Below are 18,672 nucleotides of genomic sequence, written 5' to 3'. Positions count from 1 at the left end.
GTGTTTTATAATCGAATTCGTGCTCATTCTGCCCTTGATTATCATGCACCTTTAGAATATGAAGAAAATTATGAAATTTAATAGTCCACTTTTCGGGGATCATACCAAATTTGTTAAAAATTTTAATTTATTAGAAAATAAATAACAAATAATCAAAATAGACCATATTAATAAATTCAAAGAGATATTATATCTTTAAAATTAGTGAGATATTAAAATGCTTTAGCGTAGTATATAATTTAGTTGAAACTATCATAAATTATATTATTATATTTAAAAGTAAAATCTGATTTATAAATTTTAACTTATTAACTTCCCTTTGATTTTTTCAGCTAAATACTGTTCTACTTCCTGATAATCAACCAAAACAGAATCTTTTTTATCACCTAATTCTCTAACAGCCATTTCTAAATTGATTACCCCTCTGCCTTTTAATCCGCAGGGAATGATATTTGAAAAAGTTTCAAGTGAATTTGTTACATTAAATGCAATTCCATGTTTCGTTACTTTATCTTTAATTCGAATCCCTATGGCACCAATTTTATTTTGCCCAACCCAAACACCTGGATTTATTTCATCACGATTTGCAATAATTCCAAAATGAGCAGCGGTTTCAATCATGGCTTCTTCCAAAGAATTTACATAGGAACGAACCGTATGGCGATATTTATCAATATGAAAAATAGGATAAATAACAATTTGTCCTGGTTCGTGAACAGTGACACTGCCACCCCTATCAATTTTATGATAAGCAACACCTTTATATTTGAGTTGCTCAGGAGGTATGAGCATGTCATCTAATAATTCTCTTTTACCCATTGTTACTGTAGGTGGATGCTGAACAACTAAAATAACACCTTCTTGATTTGAATTTTTAGATATTTCAGAATGAAAAGATTCCATTAAACCTAAAGCATCACCATAAGGTAACAATCCTAAATACTTAATTTCCATACTACTGAATTGCCTCACGAATTCTTGCCGAAAGAAAGTCCATTCCCCAAACCACTAAAAAAATTAAAAAGGCGAGACTTCCTACTTGTGTCCATCTGGCAAGCATTTGTTCTTGAATTAAAATACTTCCAATCCCACCGCCGCCAACAAGACCAATTACGGTTGCCATACGAACGTTGATATCCCAACGATATATTGTAAAAGCAAGAAAGGGAAGAATAACTTGAGGAACAACAGCATACCAAACAACAGAAATTCGATTTGCACCTGTTACTTGAAGTGCCTCAATAGGTCCTTCATCAACTCCCTCAACCGCTTCGGAGTATTGTTTCACTAAACTAGAAACACTATGAACCATAAGAGCCATAGCGCCCGCAAATGGACCTATCCCAATCCAAACCGAAAATAAAATAGCCCAAATAAGCGGCTCAATAGAACGAGTGATATTCATGTAAGAACGAATTAAAAAGTAAAAAGATCTCATTAAATAACTATGTCTCGTTAAATTCCGTGATGCAAAAAAAGATAAAACAAAAGCTACAGGGACACTAAAAAATGTGGCAATAAAGGCAAGATAAATAGACTCCGCTAATTTTCCTAACGCTTTGCTAAAATAAGTTAAATCGTTTGGAATGCATTGAATTTGAAATAACTCCGCCTTATTTATAAAAATTGCATTATGTGCTTTTACAAATAAATTTAAAAACCATTGCAATCCATCATATAAAGAAACAGAGCTAATGGATTCTCCTACACCAGGAACACCACAGGCAAGTTGCAAGCTCAATCGACCCGCTCCTAATAAACCATCAATCTGCAATATTTTTGAAACACTTACATTGATTAAAACTAAACCTGTTACAAGAGTAATAATAACTAATATATAAGCTTAGAATCTTGCAAATTTCCAATGTTGATTTAATTTAATTGAGTCTTCTGGATTTGTAACTTGTAATTTAGAAAGACTTGCAATCCAAGATCCAAAACCTTTACATTTTAAAGAAATAAAAAAACCGATAACAGCACCAATTGCAAATAAGATAAAAAACCACTTCCAAGGAAATTCAAAGTAACGGCTATCAAAATTTATTTTTTGAATTAAATTTAATGCAATGGAATTTGGAGCTTCAGAGTATGCTAAGTTTTCTATAAAAGGAAGCAAAATAGAAAATATAAGAATTTTACCTAAAAATATTATAAAATAAGCCAAGACAAACATTTCTATAAAAAGACCAACTACCGCTCTTTTTTGGCGTTTGGATTCCATCATTGGAATAAAAGAAGGGAATTTCATTAATGTATCTCCACTTCTCGAGCATCTGCTCCATAAATATCTTTAAACCATTTTTCTGTGATATCGGTTGGCTTTCCTTCAAAAACCAATTCCCCATTTTTTAATGCAATAACATGTGTTGAATAATCACGAACTAAACTTAAAAAATGCAAATTACAAACAACTGTAATATTTCTTTTTTGATTTAAATCTTTTAAATAATTCATTACGGAATAACTTGTTGTTGGATCTAAAGAGGCTACAGGCTCATCGGCAAGTAATAAATGAGGGTTTTGAACTAAAGTGCGGGCAATAGCAACTCTTTGTTTTTGCCCACCGGACAGTCCATCGGCTCGTACCAAAGCTTTATCTGAAATTCCGACAATTTTTAAAGCTTCATAAGCATCATCTATCCATTCTTGAGGCCATTTTTTAAAAATACCTCCTAAAAAATGATCATTAAATTGACCAAGGAGACCCATTAAAACATTATTTAAAACATTGCGACGGTTGATTAAATTAAAATGTTGAAAAACCATCCCTATTTTAGTTCGAACTTCTCTCAATTTAAACTCATTCACATGAGTTATTTCTTGTCCCTCAAAAGAAATTGAACCCGAAGTGGGTTCATGAATTCGATTTATGCAACGCAATAATGTTGATTTTCCTGATCCTGATAGACCAATTACAGAGAGAAAAGCTCCTTTGGGGACATTAAAACTTATTCCTTTTAAAGCTTTTGTGCCATTTGGATAAGTTTTGACAAGATTATTCACTTGCAAAATATAATTATGATTTTGCTCCGTCTGTAATGTCACACGGTAACCCCTTTAATTTTATTTCGATTAGAAAATATTTAGTTTTGTAAATGGATCTGGTAATGACTCACCAAATTCCAGATTATAACCCTCACTATTTCCTAGTTGGACTCGATAATAAATGTCAAGGTATCCCATGACTTTTGATACATATTTTTTTGTTTCTTGAAATGGTATATTTTCATAAAATTCATCAATTGATAAAGAATTATTTTGACCTATCCAACGATTCACTGCTTCTGGGCCACTATTATAAGCGGCCGTAGCAAGCAAGTAGTTCCCTTTATATATTTTAAGTAACATTCTTAAATACCAGGCTGCATATGCAATCGATTGTGATGGTTCTTTTAATAAACTAATATTAAAATTTTCCTTACCAATATGTTTTGAAATATTTATTCCTGTATATGGCATAATTTGCATTAATCCTATAGCTCCAACCGGACTTTCTGCCAAAGGATAATAAAGAGATTCTGCGCGCATAATAGATAATAACCAAAAAGGATCAATATTAGCTAATTTGGATGCATTTTGAACATCATTCCAATAAGCCAATGGAAAATTTAATTTCCAATAATTTGTTTTTTCAGTCCAAATTTCATCTGCACCATATTCATCAAGCGTATTTGGAAAATTATTTCTCGCTAAATCAGAAGCCATTTTATAATCAGTAGCCATATAAGAAAGATTAGCAAGCATTATAATTTGATTCTTTTTTAATTTTTTCAAATTTATTTTTTTAATATGAATCATAGCAACATCATTTAAATTATAGGACACAAGTTTTCTTATATACTCTAGGTTTTTATCTTTAAGTTTTCTTTTGATAAAAGGATTATTTTTCGAAGTATAAAAATCTTTATATTTTAACCCTTCATTCATTAAATTTTTTTGACTTGAATTTTTAAGTCTCCATCTAGAAAAAATAGGATAAGGATAATCTGAATTTTTTTGAGATATTTCAGTTAATTTTTTACTATATTTTTCTTTATCACCATTTTTTTTATCAATTAATGCCAGCCAATATTGAAATTTCGTATTTGTAGATTCTTTTTTATTTTGTGTTAAAAAATTTTTACCTACTTTTTCTGCATCATTTAATTGATTTGATAAATAATACTGCCAAAATAAAAACCAATCTTGATCTTCTCTTGCATTAAAAAGATTCGATTGATTTGTAAAGTTAGCTGATTCAGAATGTTTACCAGCATAATGTAACGACATCGCATATTTTGTTCTTGCCGTATCCGCAAATTTTGAATTTGGCATTTCTGTGAATAGTTTGTAATAGGATTGAGCTGCATTATTCGGTTGATTTAATGCATTATATACTCTTCCTTGCATATCTAATATTTTATCTTTAATAGTTAAGTCATTATATGCTTTGGAAGATGATAAATAGTTTAACAAAAGCTCTGCTATATCATATTCTCTTGCAGATATTAATAGATCAATGATACCTAATATTTTTTCTTTTTCTTGTTGATTTAAATTATCTGAAGGTCTATTTGGAATAGGATTAAATGGATTTATTCCAACTAATGCTAATATATAATTGCGTGAGTCTGCTTGTTTCCCAATTCTTTTATATACTTCTCTAGATAAATATTGAAGATTTTCTTCTCTAAAATATAAACTTCCTAAACTTCCTCCTGAACATTCTATTTTTGAAAGAATGTTCATAGCCTCTCTTCCCGATTTTTCTAATGGATAAAATAACAAAGGTTTCTTTAAGAAAGATAATGTTAAATTTGGTTGATTAAAAAACATAGCAGCCTGTGCTAATTTTACTAAAACATCATTTAATTTTTCCCAATTTGTATTTTGATCTATTATAGTAGAATGAACTCTATAATATTCAATTGCTTCTGCTTTTAATCCGGAGTCTAATAAAGCATCTAAGTATAAAGGAGCTAATAATGGAAAAGTGATTGTATTTTTTTTATTTGATAAAGATTTTAATAACAAAATTGTCCCTGAGTAATCTTTTATTTTGTATAAATATTCACCATAATAAATTCGAAATAAATTAGACTGCATTTCATTCATTTTCGCCTTTTTAGGCTTTAAATATTTAATTGCAACATCAATATATGATTTTTCATCGGCATCAACAGCAAGATTTAAAAGGCCAAGATAGGAATAGATTTGATCCTCTCCCTTTTTTTCTTTCATTGCCTGTTTTTTAATTTCTTCAAGTGATTTAACTTCTTGTTGATTTTTTTGTTTTAAAAAATCTTGATAAAAAGTGATATACTTTTTACCCATGATTTCTGAATTGGTGCTTTCTCCAGCGAAAGATTTTTGTATAATACAAATGCCGCCTATATAGGCAAAAACATAAAGGAAGAGCATGCTTAAAAAACTTAAATGGCTTCTGCATCCCATATCAATTCTTATCCTCGCCCAAATTTGTTGGGGACTATTAATGTTTGTCTGGATTAGATGGTACATCCTAAGAAGCCAAGAGATAAATAGCTTCATCGAAAAAATTCCCGTACCTGCCACAAGTTCAGGTCAGTGGGTTATCCTTTCGCAAGGATGCATCTTAATGGGTTTCATACTAATAGCATTGTATATGATTTTTGTTAGCCAAAGACGTTTATCTCGAATCACAAAAATGCAAGACACCATTCTTAGCAATGTTACCCACGAACTTAAAACTCCTCTTGCTAGTATACGCCTTTATGCAGAAACGATGCTACTTCGAAACGTACCTGAAGAAGAAAGAAAAAAATTTTTAACAAGAACTCTAAAAGAAACAGAGCGGTTGCAAAAACTAATTGATACCGTACTTATTTCCGCAAGACTCGAATCTGATAAATCTTCCTTAGCACATAGTCGAATTAATTTAAATGAATTGCTAACAGGATGTTTTAATCAAGTAAGAGATCGTTTTGGTGATTTACGAACTTTTGAATTTCAAAACCTTTCTTTAAAAGAAGAAAATGCACATTTTATTTGGGGAAACCCTTACCATTTATCGATGCTTTTTGATAATTTACTTGATAATGCAGTTAAATACACAAATAAAGGTGGGCTCATTCAAGCTGGGGTGTTATTAAAAAAAGATTCCTTACAAGTTTTTATAAAAGACAATGGTTTTGGAATTGAAAAAAATAATTTAAAAAAAATATTTAAAAAGTTTTATCGAATTGAAAGAAATTCAAAAATGAAGGTGCAAGGTTCAGGACTTGGCTTATCTGTATGCCAATCTATTGTTAAAGAACATCATGGAAAAATTTTCGCTTTAAGCGATGGACTACATAAAGGAACAACATTTTATGTCGAACTCCAAAGACTTTCTCCTCATTGTTGAGGATGAAGAATCAATTGGCGATGGATTAAAATTTAATTTTGAAGCAGAAGGCTTTGAGGTTATTATTATCTCAGATGGTTTAGAGGCAATTGAGTTTATTAAAATTAATTTTGAAAAAATCTCTACAATTGTTTTAGATATTATGCTTCCTCAATTAGATGGATATGAAATTTTAAAAAAAACTCGAATTCTTGCTGAAAGAATTCCAATATTAGTGCTAAGCGCAAAAAGTTTAGAAAATGATCGCATAAAGGCTTTTGAGTTAGGCGCTGATGATTATGTAACAAAACCATTTAATCTTTCTGAAATTATACTAAGAGTAAAAAGATTAGTTCAACGTAAAAAATGGTATAAAACAGATGGAATTCAAACTCCTAAAAAGTTTGGTCTCTCTATTTTTGACCCCGAAAGATTAACAATAACAAGAAATGATGGCGTCATTCATCGCATCTCCCCAACAGAAGGTTTGCTTGTTCAGGTTTTTTTAGAAAATGAAAATAAAATATTAACAAGAAATGATTTGCTTCAAAAAGTATGGCAATATGATGCGATAATTGAAACAAGAACGGTTGATGTCTTTGTAGGAAAGCTTCGTAAATATATTGAAAAAAATGCTGCAAAACCAGAATTTATAATTTCTGTTCGCGGGGTGGGTTACACTTATATTTCCGAAAATAAAAATTGAAATTTTAATCGATTTAAAAATACTCGCATCTTGCCGTGCCATAAAATACATGTCATAATTTTTTTACAATGTTAATCGACATTGGGCAAAACACAATTTTGTTTTGCTTTACCTAAACTCTTTTGTTCTCTCGCCCTTTGTGGCTGCGTTGTGTGGTTATCCACTGTGAGACAAAATTATATGGAGTGGGTCAATATATGACTAAAGCCGCTGTTTCTATAACACCACTTTTGTGTTGTCGTTCGTTTCGATCTTCCCTCGAAAAAGGAGAATACATTCTTTTAGGAGGATCAACTGGTACCTTACTTTATGAAAAAGGTATCTTTATTAATCGCTCCTTTGAAGAAGTAAATCTTTCTCAACCCGATTTAGTATATCAAATTCATTCTGATTTTATTAACTCTGGCGCTCAAATTATCAGTACAAATACCTGGGGAGCAAATTCTTTAAAATTAAAGTCTTTTGGATTAGAAAAAAAAATAAAAGAAATAAACACATCAGGAGCTAAAATTGCTCGAAAAGCAGCGGGAACAAACTGCTGGGTCGCAGGAACAATGGGGCCACTTGGTGTTCGTATCGAACCTTGGGGACCAACTTCTCTAGACGAAGCAAAAACCATCTTTAAAGAACAAGCTAGCGCTCTTATTAAAGGTGGAGTCGATCTTTTTATCTTAGAAGGTTTCCCAGATTTATCCGAAATTCAACAAGCCATATTAGCAATAAAAGAATTAGATGATTTTCCTATTATTGCCATGATGAGTATTAACGAAGAAGGTTACAGTTTATACGGAACAGAACCTGAATGGTTTATTAGAAAATTAGATGAATGGGGAGCCGATGTCGTTGGTGTTGATGGCGGAAATGGCCCTGCACCCATGATTGAGTTATTAAAGAAAATAAAAAAATCAACAAAAAAACCTATTATTCTTTACCCAAATGCAGGTCAACCTCGCATGGTTGATGGTCGTTTAATTTACATGGCAAGCCCAGAATACATGGGCGAATTTGCAAGACAGGCTCTTTTAAAAGGAGCGCAATTATTAGGTGGCAGTAGCGGAACTTCACCTGCTCATACTAAAATTATGTCCGGTGCCATTCGACAAGCAAAAGCGTTTGATATGACCGAGCATAAGGTAACAGATATTTCTGAACATCCAATCCATGTCCATACAACTAACGTACCAAGAACGTTACAAAGCAATTGGTCCCAAAAAATAGCCGATGGAAAATTTGTTGTCAGTATGGAACTTCTCCCTCCTAAGGGATTAGAAATTGAAAGAATATTAGAGCGCTCTAAAATATGCAAAGATAATAATATTGATGCTATTAATATTCCCGATGGTCCAAGAGCATCAGCAAGAATGAGCTCACTTGCTACTGCATGTATAATTGAAAGAGAAATTGGTATTGAAACTGTGTTACATTATGCATGTCGAGACAGAAATTTATTAGGCATTCAAAGCGATTTATTAGGAGCTTCAGGTTTAGGAATTAAAAATATTCTTTGCATAACAGGAGATCCCCCCAAAATGGGACCTTATCCAAATGCAACTGCAGTTTTTGATATTGACGCGATTGGTCTTGTAAACATGGTAACAAGATTAAATTCGGGTCTAGACCTTGGCGGATCTAGTATTGGTCGTCCTACTTGTATGAGTGTTGGTGTGGGCGCAAATCCTGTGGCATCCGATATTGAAAAAGAAAAATCTCGTTTTCGATATAAAGTAGAAGCTGGTGCAGAATGGGCAATTACACAACCCGTTTTTGACTCCGAATCTTTATTTCGTTTTTTAGAATTTTCATCACAATTTTCAATTCCGATTATAGCTGGTATTTGGCCTTTAAAAAGCATTCGTAATGCAGAATTTATGGCCAATGAAGTCCCTGGTGTTTATGTTCCAAATAAAGTTCTTGAACGTATGCGCAAATGCAAAACCGCTGACGAACAAATGGAAGAAGGAATTTTAATTGCACGCGAGTTAATTGAAGAAATTAAATCATCCGTTCAAGGATTACAAATTAGTGCTCCACTTGGAATGGTTGATTTTGCTTTAAAACTTTTTTAATTTTAAAATTATTAAATAAACAGCGGAAATACTTATGTCAAAACCAATAATTCATTTTGTATTAGAAGATATGGATGTAGAAGTTCCTGTTGGCGCATCATTTCAAGAAATTGTTCAAGCAAGCGAAGCCGATGTTACTTTTGGCTGCCGTAACGGAACATGTGGAACTTGTCGCATTCGAGTTGAAAAAGGAATGGAAAATATCTCAAGTTTGGAAAGAGAAGAAAAAGATTTTTTAGAGTCTATAGAAGCACCATCAAACGAAAGATTAGGTTGTCAAATTCGAATAAATGGAAATTGTTCTATTAGCTATATAGGTCTTTAAAATGAAAAAAACGATATCAGATGCAATAAAAGAAAGAGTTCTTATTCTTGACGGCGCAATGGGAACACAAATATTTAATCACAATCCTTCCATCGAAGATTATGGTGGAATCGAATTTGATGGCTGCGTTGAACTCTTAAATGAAAGAAGAAAAAATTGGATCCAAGAGATTCATCATAATTATTTTCAAGCAGGTTCCGATGCTGTTGAAACAAATACATTTGGTTGTAACGAAATTGTTTTATCTGAGTTTGGAATTGCAAATAGAACTCTCGATTTAAATATACAAGCCGCAAAATTAGCAAAAGAAGTTGCAAATAGCTTTCAAAGTTCTAAATATGTTATAGGAAGTGTTGGACCAGGTACGAAATTAATTACATTGTTACAAATTGATTATAAAACTTTATATCAAAGTTATTATACTCAAATGAAAGGATTATTATTAGGCGGTGTTGATGTTATTTTAATTGAAACTTGCCAAGATATTAATCAAGTTAAAATTGCAGTAAGAGCTGCAAAAAAAGCAATGAACGAAGTAAATAAACAAGTTCCAATTTGGACTCAAGTAACTATAGAAACATCTGGAACAATGCTAGTAGGTAGTGATATTCAATCTGCCTTAACTGCAATTGAATGTTTAGGCGTCGATGTTTTAGGCATGAATTGTGCAACGGGCCCAGATGAAATGAGACAACATATTGCCTATCTTGCGGAATCTTCTTCATTCGCGTTAAGCGTGTTACCTAATGCAGGATTACCACAAAATGTAAGTGGCAAAACAGTTTATCCTCTTGGCCCCATCGATTTTGCCACTAAAGTGATTACTATGGCGAAGGATTTTTCACTAAATGTGATCGGTGGATGTTGCGGAACAACACCCGAACATATTAAAGAATTAGTAAGTCAGGCAAGTAGCTTAAATCCAGGTAAAAGAAAAGGAAAATACGAAACGAGTGTAAGTAGTTTATACACAAGTGTTCCTTTAGATTTAGAACCAAAACCTCTTTATGTTGGAGAAAGAACCAATGCAAATGGTTCTAAAAAATTTCGCGATTTACTTGCATTAAATGATTATGATGGCCTTGTTCAAATTGCAAAAGGTCAACTAAAAGAAGGAGCACATATATTAGATGTTTGTGTTGCCTATGTTTCTCGTAACGAAACAGAAGATATGGAATTATTATTAAAAAAACTTGTTACGCAAGTTAATATTCCTATCATGATAGATTCCACAGAAATTCCAGTTATCGAAAGAGCTTTACAAATTGCACCTGGAAAATGCGTTGTTAATTCAATTAACTTTGAAGATGGTGAAGAAAAAGCAAGAAAAATTCTAGATCTCTGTAAAGAATATGGTGCTTCTATTGTTGCATTAACGATTGACGAAGAAGGAATGGCAAAAACAGTAGAACGTAAACTGAATATTGCAGAACGAATTTATAATTTAGTTGTTCATGAATATAAAATGAGTCCTGGCGATCTTATTTTTGACCCTTTAACATTTACTTTAGGCAGCGGTGATGAAGAATTTAGAAAATCTGCAATTGCTACGATCGATGGAATTAGATTAATTAAAGAAAAATTTAAAGGCGTAAGAACGATATTAGGTTTATCCAATGTAAGCTTTGGTTTAAATCCTTATACTCGACAAATTTTAAATTCATTAATGCTTTATCATTCTGTTAAAAATGGATTAGATTTAGCAATACTAAATGCATCAAAAATCATTCCAGTTGCTAAAATAACCGAGGAAGATCGTAAATTATTTGAAGATTTATTATTTGATAAAAGATCGGATGAATACGATCCGCTTAAAAAAATTCTTCATAAATTTTCTGATGTAAAAAAAGATTTAAATCAAGAAACTGCAAAACGAAATTCCCTATCTTTAGAAGAACGACTCAAATTAGATATTATCGATGGTGAAAAACAATTTATTATTGAAGATTGCAGAGAAGCTCTTCACAAATACCCTCCTCTTCACATTATAAATAATATTTTATTGGAAGGAATGAAAGTTGTTGGAGAACGCTTTGGAGCAGGTGAAATGCAATTGCCATTTGTTCTTGAAAGTGCCGAAGCAATGAAAACAGCTGTTCGTGAACTTGAACCACATATGGAAAAAAAATCGGGCTATAGCAAAGGAAAAATGATCATAGCAACCGTAAAAGGCGATGTTCACGATATTGGAAAAAATTTGGTGGATGTTATTTTATCAAATAATGGTTTTGAAATTTTAAATTTAGGAATTAAACAGCCTATAGAATCTATATTAGAAAAATATAAAGGATCAGGAGCCCATGTTATTGGAATGAGTGGCTTGCTTGTGAAATCAACCGCTATCATGAAAGAAAACTTAGAATACATGGCTCTGCATAATCACAGCATTCCAGTAATATTAGGAGGAGCGGCTCTTACGAGAGAATTTGTCGAAAAAGAATGTCAATCTGTTTACAAAGGTCCTGTTTTTTATGCTTTCGATGCTTTTGAAAGTTTAAAAATTATGGAAAAAATTTGTGACCTAAAACAAGAAGAATTAACACCAGAAAAAATATTTGAAATCCGTAAATATGCAAAAGCGACAGAAAAGGGAACAGATTCAGATAAAAAGGAATCGGATAATGAAATAAAAGTGATTCGTAAAAGCGAAAAAACAATGCAACCCGATGAAAATGGACAAAGTCCTTGGGTTCGAAAAAATGAGAAAATACCCCTTCCTCCTTTTTGGGGCACAAAAATACGAGAAGTACCTTTAAAAAATATTTTTGAATATATAGATGAATTCGCATTAATAAGAAGCCGTTGGGGTTTTTTACAAGGTAACATGACAGAAGAACAATTTACGGATATTTTAAAAAATAAAGCGCAACCTTTATTTGAACAAATGAAGAAAAAATTTATTGAAGAAAATATAATAACTCCTAAAGCAATTTATGGCTATTTTCCTGTTTGTTCTGAAAATGACAAATTAATTGTATATGAACCAAACACTCAAGAGGGAACTCCAGTAGAAAATAGAAAAATAATTGCGGAATTTTATTTTCCAAGACAAAAATCAGGAAAAATTTTATGTATTTCGGATTATTTTCAAAATATTAAATCTGGAAAAATAGATACTCTTGGCGTTCAAATAGTTACTTTAGGTGAAGAAATTTCTCACATCACGAAAAAGCTTTATGATGAAGGAAATTTTACGGAATATTATTATCTTCACGGTATCGCTACAGAGCTTACGGAAGCATATGCTGAAGTCATTCATAAAAAAATCCGAACAGAATTAGGGATTGTTGGAAATGATGCAAAAAACCTAAGGCAACTTTTTAGCCAAGGCTATCAAGGCTCCAGATTTTCATTTGGGTATCCCGCATGTCCAAATATGGAAGGAAATAATACGTTATTAAATTTACTTCAAGCAGATCGAATTGGGGTAAAAATATCCGAAGCTTTCCAAATGCATCCTGAGCTAACAACAAGCGCTCTTGTTTCATGGCATCCACAAGCAAGATATTTTACAACTTGATGAATAAAAAATTAAGTTTTATAAAATAAATAAATGGAAAAATCTAAAAAAATTATTCATTATTATAAATAAAAATTAAATTTGAAAAACCCACAAAATAATCTAAACATAAAAAGAACATATAAATTTAAACATAAGTTAACTATAAAAAATAAGAATAAAATTATAATCGCTATGTTTATTTATTAACAAACATAACAAGATATAAATTGTTTAATTCAAATGTAATTGGCAATTTATTGAATAAAAAACCCTTATTTTCGTTGACAGTTGGTCAATAATCGGCTACTAAGTCAATAGCATAAAAAAATATAGCTCTTTGTATTCCCTTTACTAACCTGATCGGAGAGTTCATGACTCTAATCAAAACTTCTGTTTGTACTTGTTTTTTTGTCCCTGCTTTTCTCTCTTTGTTTAGTTTAGCAATAAACGCATATGCAGCGGACGTTCCTGCTGGAACCAAACTCGCAAAAAAGCAAATATTTAATGTAGGTATCGGTGCCGAAGCGCCAACTTTAGATCCTCAAAAAGGACAAGATAATGTGAGCGCAAGAATTGGTTACGATCTCTATGAAGGTCTTGCAACTGAAAATGAAAAAGGAGATATCGTTCCTGGTATCGCATCAAAATGGGATATTAGTAAAGATGGTCTAACTTACACCTTTAATATTCGCCCCAATGCTAAATTTTCAGACGGCTCACCCATTACTGCAGAAGATGCTGTTTTTTCTTATAGAAGACTTGTTGATCCCAAGCTAGCTTCTCCTTATGCCGAACTTATTTCTATGGTTAAAAATGCAGGAAGCATAGCAGCAGGCATTACAAAACCAGAAGAACTAGGTGTAAAAGCAATTGATCCTAATACTGTTCAAATAACGTTAACAAAATCGACCCCCTATTTTCTAAAATTAGTTGCTTTCGCAAATTTAGCGATTGTAAAAAAAGCAAATGTAGAAAAATTTGGAGAACAATTTACACAACCTGGTAACCTTGTTTCTAGCGGTCCCTATAAATTAAAATACTGGAAAATAGGAGATAAAGTAACAACAGAAAGAAACACTAATTATTGGAATAATAGCAAGACTGTGATTGATACAGTAAATTATTTTCCAATTTCTGATGTCAATACAGAATTACAAATGTTTCAAACGGGACAACTCGACTTCACATATGATATTCCTTCCGATAAATTTCAAGATTTAAAAAAATCATTAGGGAAACAATTATTTGCAAAGCCTTATCTATCCATGTACTTCATCGATTTTAACAACAGCATCGCTCCTTTTAAGAATAATCCAAAATTACGCCAAGCACTTTCCATGGCGATAGATAGAAAAGTTCTTGCGGAGAAAGTAACAGGTCGCGGTGAAATTCCATCATATGATATTGTTCCTTTTGGAACTTCTTCATACAAACAACAAAATTATTCTTGGGAAAAGTTAACTCCAGAACAACGTATTGCGGAAGCGCAAAAACTATATAAAGAAGCAGGTTATTCAAAAGAAAAGCCTTTAACAATTTCCTACTCTTACAATACAAACGCCTTACATAAAAAAGTGGCTATCGCACTTTCGTCCATGTGGGAACAAAATCTCGGAGTAAAAGTTTCCTTAACAAATCAAGAATGGAAAGTATTTTTAACGGAAAGAATGGAAGGTAGATACGTTACAGCGCGAGATGGATGGATTGCAGATTATAACGACCCAAGTTCATTCTTAGATTTATTTCAATCAAAATATCCTCAAAATAATTCAAAGTATAAAAACCCAAAATACGATGAACTTATTTTAAAAGCATCTTTAGAACAAAATTTGGAAAAACGTTCCAAAATTCTTGAGCAAGCATCTTTGGTTATGATGAATGATTATGCAGCAATACCACTTTATACTTACGTAACAACTCACCTTGTAAAAAGTCATTTAGGTGGACATAGTGGAAACAATCCATTAGATCATCAATATACAAGAAATTTTTATATCATAGACAATCTAACTTCTGCGAGTCGATAAAATATTCTAAGTAAACATCTTAATTGTTTACTTAGAAATCTTAATTGTTCTTAATTTTTAAAAGATTTTTTTATTACTTTAAGTCGAGGTTTGGCATTTATGGTTTCCTATACTATAAAAAGATTTCTTGGCGCTTGGCCAACATTAATTGTCCTTATTACTTTATCTTTTTTTCTTATGCGTGTTGCACCAGGTGGTCCTTTTTCAGGAGAAAAAGTTCTAAGCGCTGCTGTTCAAGCAAATCTTGATGCTAAATATCACTTAAATGATCCTATTTTTATTCAATACCTAGACTATTTATGGTCTCTTGCAAAAGGCGACTTTGGTCCTTCCTTCAAATACCCAGATTGGACTGTAAATCAATTGATAAACCAAGGCTTTCCTGTTTCCTTATGGATCGGTGGCTGGGCTATGTTTATTGCAATTGTTATTGGAGTTCTTGTTGGTTTCCTAGCAGCTTTTAAACAAAATACTTGGGTAGATTATATTGCAACAGGAATGTCAATGACTGGAATTTCAATTCCAAGCTTTGTAACAGCGCCTATGTTTACTCTTTTATTTGCGGTTGTTCTTGGCTGGGTACCTGCGGGTGGATGGAATGATGGTGCTTTTTTAAATATGATACTTCCTGTTACCGCGTTAGCTCTTCCTCAAATTGCCATTATTAGTAGAATCATGAGAGGAAGCATGATTGAAGTTTTAAGAAGTAACTACATCAGAACAGCAAAAGCAAAAGGAATTCCAAATCGAATTATTCTTTTTCGACATGCGATACGCCCAGCTATTCTTCCTGTCATTTCCTATCTTGGACCAGCTACAGCTGGAATTATCACAGGCTCTGTAGTGGTTGAACAAATATTTAGTCTTCCTGGTTTAGGTAGTTACCTTGTTAAAGGAGCCTTAAACAGAGATTACACCTTAGTTTTAGGATCTGTAATTTTAGTAGGGGCACTTATTATTGCATTTAATTTTATAGTTGATGTTCTTTACGCTATGATAGATCCAAAAATTAAATATTAATAAGGATAAATTATTTATGTCTACCACACCGAGTATTACCAACATGAATAAAAAAGCAATTGTTCTAAAATCAATTGAAAAAAATGCGGAAATAAAAGGAAGAAGCCTTTGGAAAGATGCTATCCGGCGACTGTCTCGGAATAAAGCAGCGGTCGTTAGTTTATTTGTTTTATTTTTTATTACGGTTTTAGTTATTTTTGCTCCTTTATTCTCTCATTACGAAATGCAAGATACGGATTGGAATGCCATTGGTCTATCACCAGGTTTTTCAAATTTACATTTTTTTGGGACAGATGATTTAGGTAGAGATGTTTTTGCAAGAACTCTTTATGGCGGAAGAATGTCTCTTCTTATTGGTATTATTTCAAGTATTGTCAGTGTTGTAATTGGAATAGCATATGGAGCTACTGCTGGTTTTCTCGGTGGAAAAATTGATGGATTTATGATGCGAATTGTAGATATTATTTATTCGTTACCTTTTATGTTTTTTGTCATTTTATTAATGACTTTTTTTGGACGAAATATCTTTTTAATTTTTATTGCAATCGGCGCTGTAAATTGGCTTGATATGGCCCGAATCGTTAGAGGACAAACATTAAGTTTAAAAAGTAAAGAATTCATTGAAGCCGCTCACGCAGGTGGAGTAAATTCTCCAACTATTATTATCAGACATATTGTTCCTAATATTTTAGGTATTGTTATTGTTTATGTTACTTTAACAATTCCTCAAGTTATATTAACAGAATCTTTTTTAAGTTTTTTAGGTCTTGGCGTTCAAGAACCCGCTACAAGCTGGGGTGTTCTTATTAATGACGGTGCACAAAACGTAACAATTGCTTGGTGGCGTCTGGTTTTTCCAGCAGCTTTTTTAGTTATTACATTATTTTGTTTTAATTTTATCGGTGATGGTTTACGCGATGCTCTCGATCCAAAAGACCGCTAATATACTGGGGTGTTTTCATGACTTTACTAAGTGTAAATAATTTAAATGTTTCCTTCTCAACTCCAGATGGTTTTGTGAAAGCTGTCAATGGAATTAGTTTTTCTTTAAATCCAGGAGAAGCTTTAGGAATTGTGGGGGAATCGGGTTCTGGAAAAAGCCAACTTGTATTAGGCCTAATGGGACTTCTCGCTCAAAATGGAAAAACAACAGGAAGTGTTAAATTTAATAATAATGAACTGATAGGTTTAAATCAAAACGAATTTAATAAAATTCGTGGTGATAAAATATCAATGATCTTTCAAGATCCCATGACTTCATTAAATCCTTATTTAAGAATATCAAAACAAATGACTGAGGTTTTGATGTTTCACAAAAATATGAGTTATAGTGATGCAAAAAATGAATCTATAAAAATGCTTGATCTCGTTAAAATACCAGATGCAAAAAACAGAGTAGATATGTATCCACATGAATTTTCTGGTGGGATGAGACAGCGAGTTATGATAGCTATGAGCCTACTTTGTAAACCCGATCTTTTAATTGCAGATGAACCTACAACAGCATTAGATGTTACTGTTCAAGCTCAAATTGTAACTTTACTTTGTGAACTTAAAAAAGATTTAGGAACAGCGATCATCATAATTACTCATGATTTAGGAGTTGTTGCAGGAATTTGTGATAATGTTATGGTTATGTATGCAGGAAGAACAATGGAATATGGTCCTGTAAATCATATATTTTACACTCCGCAACATCCTTATACACAAGGTTTATTAAAATCAATTCCAAGACTAAATGATGAAACTTATGGAGATCTTCCTACCATTCCCGGAAATCCACCGAGTCTATTAAATTTACCAAAAGGTTGCCCTTTTCAAGAAAGATGCATGTATGCAGAAGAAAAATGCGCTGTAAAACCACCACCTCTTGTTACTTTTGGAAATGATCTTAAAAAAGCATGTTATTTGGAGATCCAACAATGAGTGAAACCATTTTATCTGTAGAAAATTTAAAGGTACATTTTCCAATTGCAAAAAAAGGATCTTGGTTTAAGAAAGTAACACTTAAAGCAGTTGATGGTGTTACTTTTGATCTGCAAAAGGGAGAAACATTAGGCGTTGTTGGCGAATCTGGTTGCGGCAAATCTACACTTGCAAGAGCCATTATGCGACTCCTTCCTGCAACAGAAGGGAATGTTACTTTATTAAATAAAAATTTATTGGCTCTAGATAAATCCAAAATGAGAGAAGCACGTAAAGATATTCAAATGATCTTTCAAGATCCTTTAGCATCTTTAAATCCTAGAATGACAGCAGGTGAGATCATTGCAGAACCCCTAAAAACTTTTTACCCCAAGTTATCTAGCAATGAAATTAAAGCAAAAATTACAAATTTAATGAATTTGGTAGGATTAATTCCTGAGCATATAAACCGCTATCCACATGAATTTTCTGGTGGCCAATGTCAAAGAATTGGAATTGCACGCGCTCTTATTTTAAACCCTAAAATAATTGTTTGTGATGAACCTGTCAGTGCTTTGGACGTTTCAATACAAGCTCAAATTGTAAACTTATTAAAAAAACTACAAAGAGATCTTGGCTTAACTCTCGTTTTTATTGCGCACGATCTTAGTATCGTAAAACACATTAGCGATCGAATTATGGTTATGTATTTAGGCAGACCTGTTGAAATTGGAACACGTGAACAAATATATAAAAATCCTCTACATCCTTATACAAA

At 32.3% G+C, this 18,672-nt stretch carries 15 protein-coding genes; 10 read left to right on the top strand and 5 right to left on the bottom strand.

Annotated elements, in window-relative coordinates; translation table 11 throughout:
* Window positions 1-300 precede the first annotated feature (300 nt).
* The 5 genes from lipB to ACIQ56_RS05590 form a co-directional block, all read right to left on the bottom strand.
* Window positions 301-954, bottom strand: coding sequence for a lipoyl(octanoyl) transferase LipB (gene lipB, locus ACIQ56_RS05610; protein WP_397600090.1), 654 nt, complete (start codon window positions 952-954; stop codon window positions 301-303).
* A gap of 1 nt (window position 955) precedes the next feature.
* Entirely contained in the window at window positions 956-1,741 is a 786-nt protein-coding gene (gene phnE / locus ACIQ56_RS05605; protein ID WP_397600089.1) for a phosphonate ABC transporter, permease protein PhnE, read from the bottom strand.
* A gap of 102 nt (window positions 1,742-1,843) precedes the next feature.
* On the bottom strand, window positions 1,844-2,248 hold the full coding sequence (locus ACIQ56_RS05600; protein ID WP_397600088.1) for a hypothetical protein: 405 nt from the start codon (window positions 2,246-2,248) through the stop codon (window positions 1,844-1,846).
* Window positions 2,248-3,045, bottom strand: coding sequence for a phosphonate ABC transporter ATP-binding protein (gene phnC / locus ACIQ56_RS05595; RefSeq protein ID WP_397600087.1), 798 nt, complete (start codon window positions 3,043-3,045; stop codon window positions 2,248-2,250). Before phnC ends, ACIQ56_RS05600 begins: the two co-directional genes overlap by 1 nt.
* 27 nt (window positions 3,046-3,072) lie before the next feature.
* Entirely contained in the window at window positions 3,073-5,433 is a 2,361-nt protein-coding gene (locus ACIQ56_RS05590) for a lytic transglycosylase domain-containing protein (RefSeq protein WP_397600086.1), read from the bottom strand.
* A 163-nt stretch (window positions 5,434-5,596) separates the two neighbouring features.
* On the opposite strand from ACIQ56_RS05590, the gene ACIQ56_RS05585 reads away from it, so the two are divergent.
* From ACIQ56_RS05585 to ACIQ56_RS05540, 10 genes are all read left to right on the top strand, one after another.
* Window positions 5,597-6,364 (top strand): sensor histidine kinase, encoded by a 768-nt coding sequence (locus ACIQ56_RS05585; RefSeq protein WP_397600085.1) that lies wholly within the window; start codon window positions 5,597-5,599, stop codon window positions 6,362-6,364.
* Entirely contained in the window at window positions 6,330-7,049 is a 720-nt protein-coding gene (locus ACIQ56_RS05580; RefSeq protein ID WP_397600084.1) for a response regulator transcription factor, read from the top strand. The genes ACIQ56_RS05585 and ACIQ56_RS05580 overlap by 35 nt, the downstream gene beginning before the upstream one ends.
* Before the next feature lie 197 nt (window positions 7,050-7,246).
* Window positions 7,247-9,115, top strand: coding sequence for a bifunctional homocysteine S-methyltransferase/methylenetetrahydrofolate reductase (locus ACIQ56_RS05575; RefSeq protein ID WP_397600083.1), 1,869 nt, complete (start codon window positions 7,247-7,249; stop codon window positions 9,113-9,115).
* A 34-nt stretch (window positions 9,116-9,149) separates the two neighbouring features.
* On the top strand, window positions 9,150-9,440 hold the full coding sequence (locus ACIQ56_RS05570; RefSeq protein ID WP_397600082.1) for a 2Fe-2S iron-sulfur cluster-binding protein: 291 nt from the start codon (window positions 9,150-9,152) through the stop codon (window positions 9,438-9,440).
* A 1-nt stretch (window position 9,441) separates the two neighbouring features.
* Complete coding sequence (metH, locus tag ACIQ56_RS05565; RefSeq protein WP_397600081.1) at window positions 9,442-12,960, top strand: methionine synthase; 3,519 nt, start codon at window positions 9,442-9,444, stop codon at window positions 12,958-12,960.
* Window positions 12,961-13,313: 353 nt separating this feature from the next.
* On the top strand, window positions 13,314-14,969 hold the full coding sequence (locus ACIQ56_RS05560) for an ABC transporter substrate-binding protein (RefSeq protein WP_397600080.1): 1,656 nt from the start codon (window positions 13,314-13,316) through the stop codon (window positions 14,967-14,969).
* Between the two features lie 99 nt (window positions 14,970-15,068).
* Entirely contained in the window at window positions 15,069-15,989 is a 921-nt protein-coding gene (gene oppB, locus ACIQ56_RS05555; RefSeq protein WP_397600079.1) for an oligopeptide ABC transporter permease OppB, read from the top strand.
* Window positions 15,990-16,005: 16 nt separating this feature from the next.
* Window positions 16,006-16,932, top strand: a complete 927-nt coding sequence (gene oppC / locus ACIQ56_RS05550; RefSeq protein WP_397600078.1) for an oligopeptide ABC transporter permease OppC — start codon at window positions 16,006-16,008, stop codon at window positions 16,930-16,932.
* Between the two features lie 17 nt (window positions 16,933-16,949).
* Window positions 16,950-17,915: an oligopeptide/dipeptide ABC transporter ATP-binding protein gene (locus ACIQ56_RS05545; protein WP_397600077.1), complete on the top strand. Its 966-nt coding sequence runs from the start codon at window positions 16,950-16,952 to the stop codon at window positions 17,913-17,915.
* A partial coding sequence (locus ACIQ56_RS05540; protein ID WP_397600076.1) for an ATP-binding cassette domain-containing protein occupies window positions 17,912-18,672 on the top strand: 761 nt, incomplete at its 3' end. The genes ACIQ56_RS05545 and ACIQ56_RS05540, both read left to right, overlap by 4 nt.

This window comes from Silvanigrella sp., from assembly GCF_044369315.1.
Lineage (GTDB): Bacteria > Bdellovibrionota_B > Oligoflexia > Silvanigrellales > Silvanigrellaceae > Silvanigrella.
Note: the sequence above shows the minus strand (reverse complement) of the source record. Positions and strands in the feature narration are given on the sequence as shown.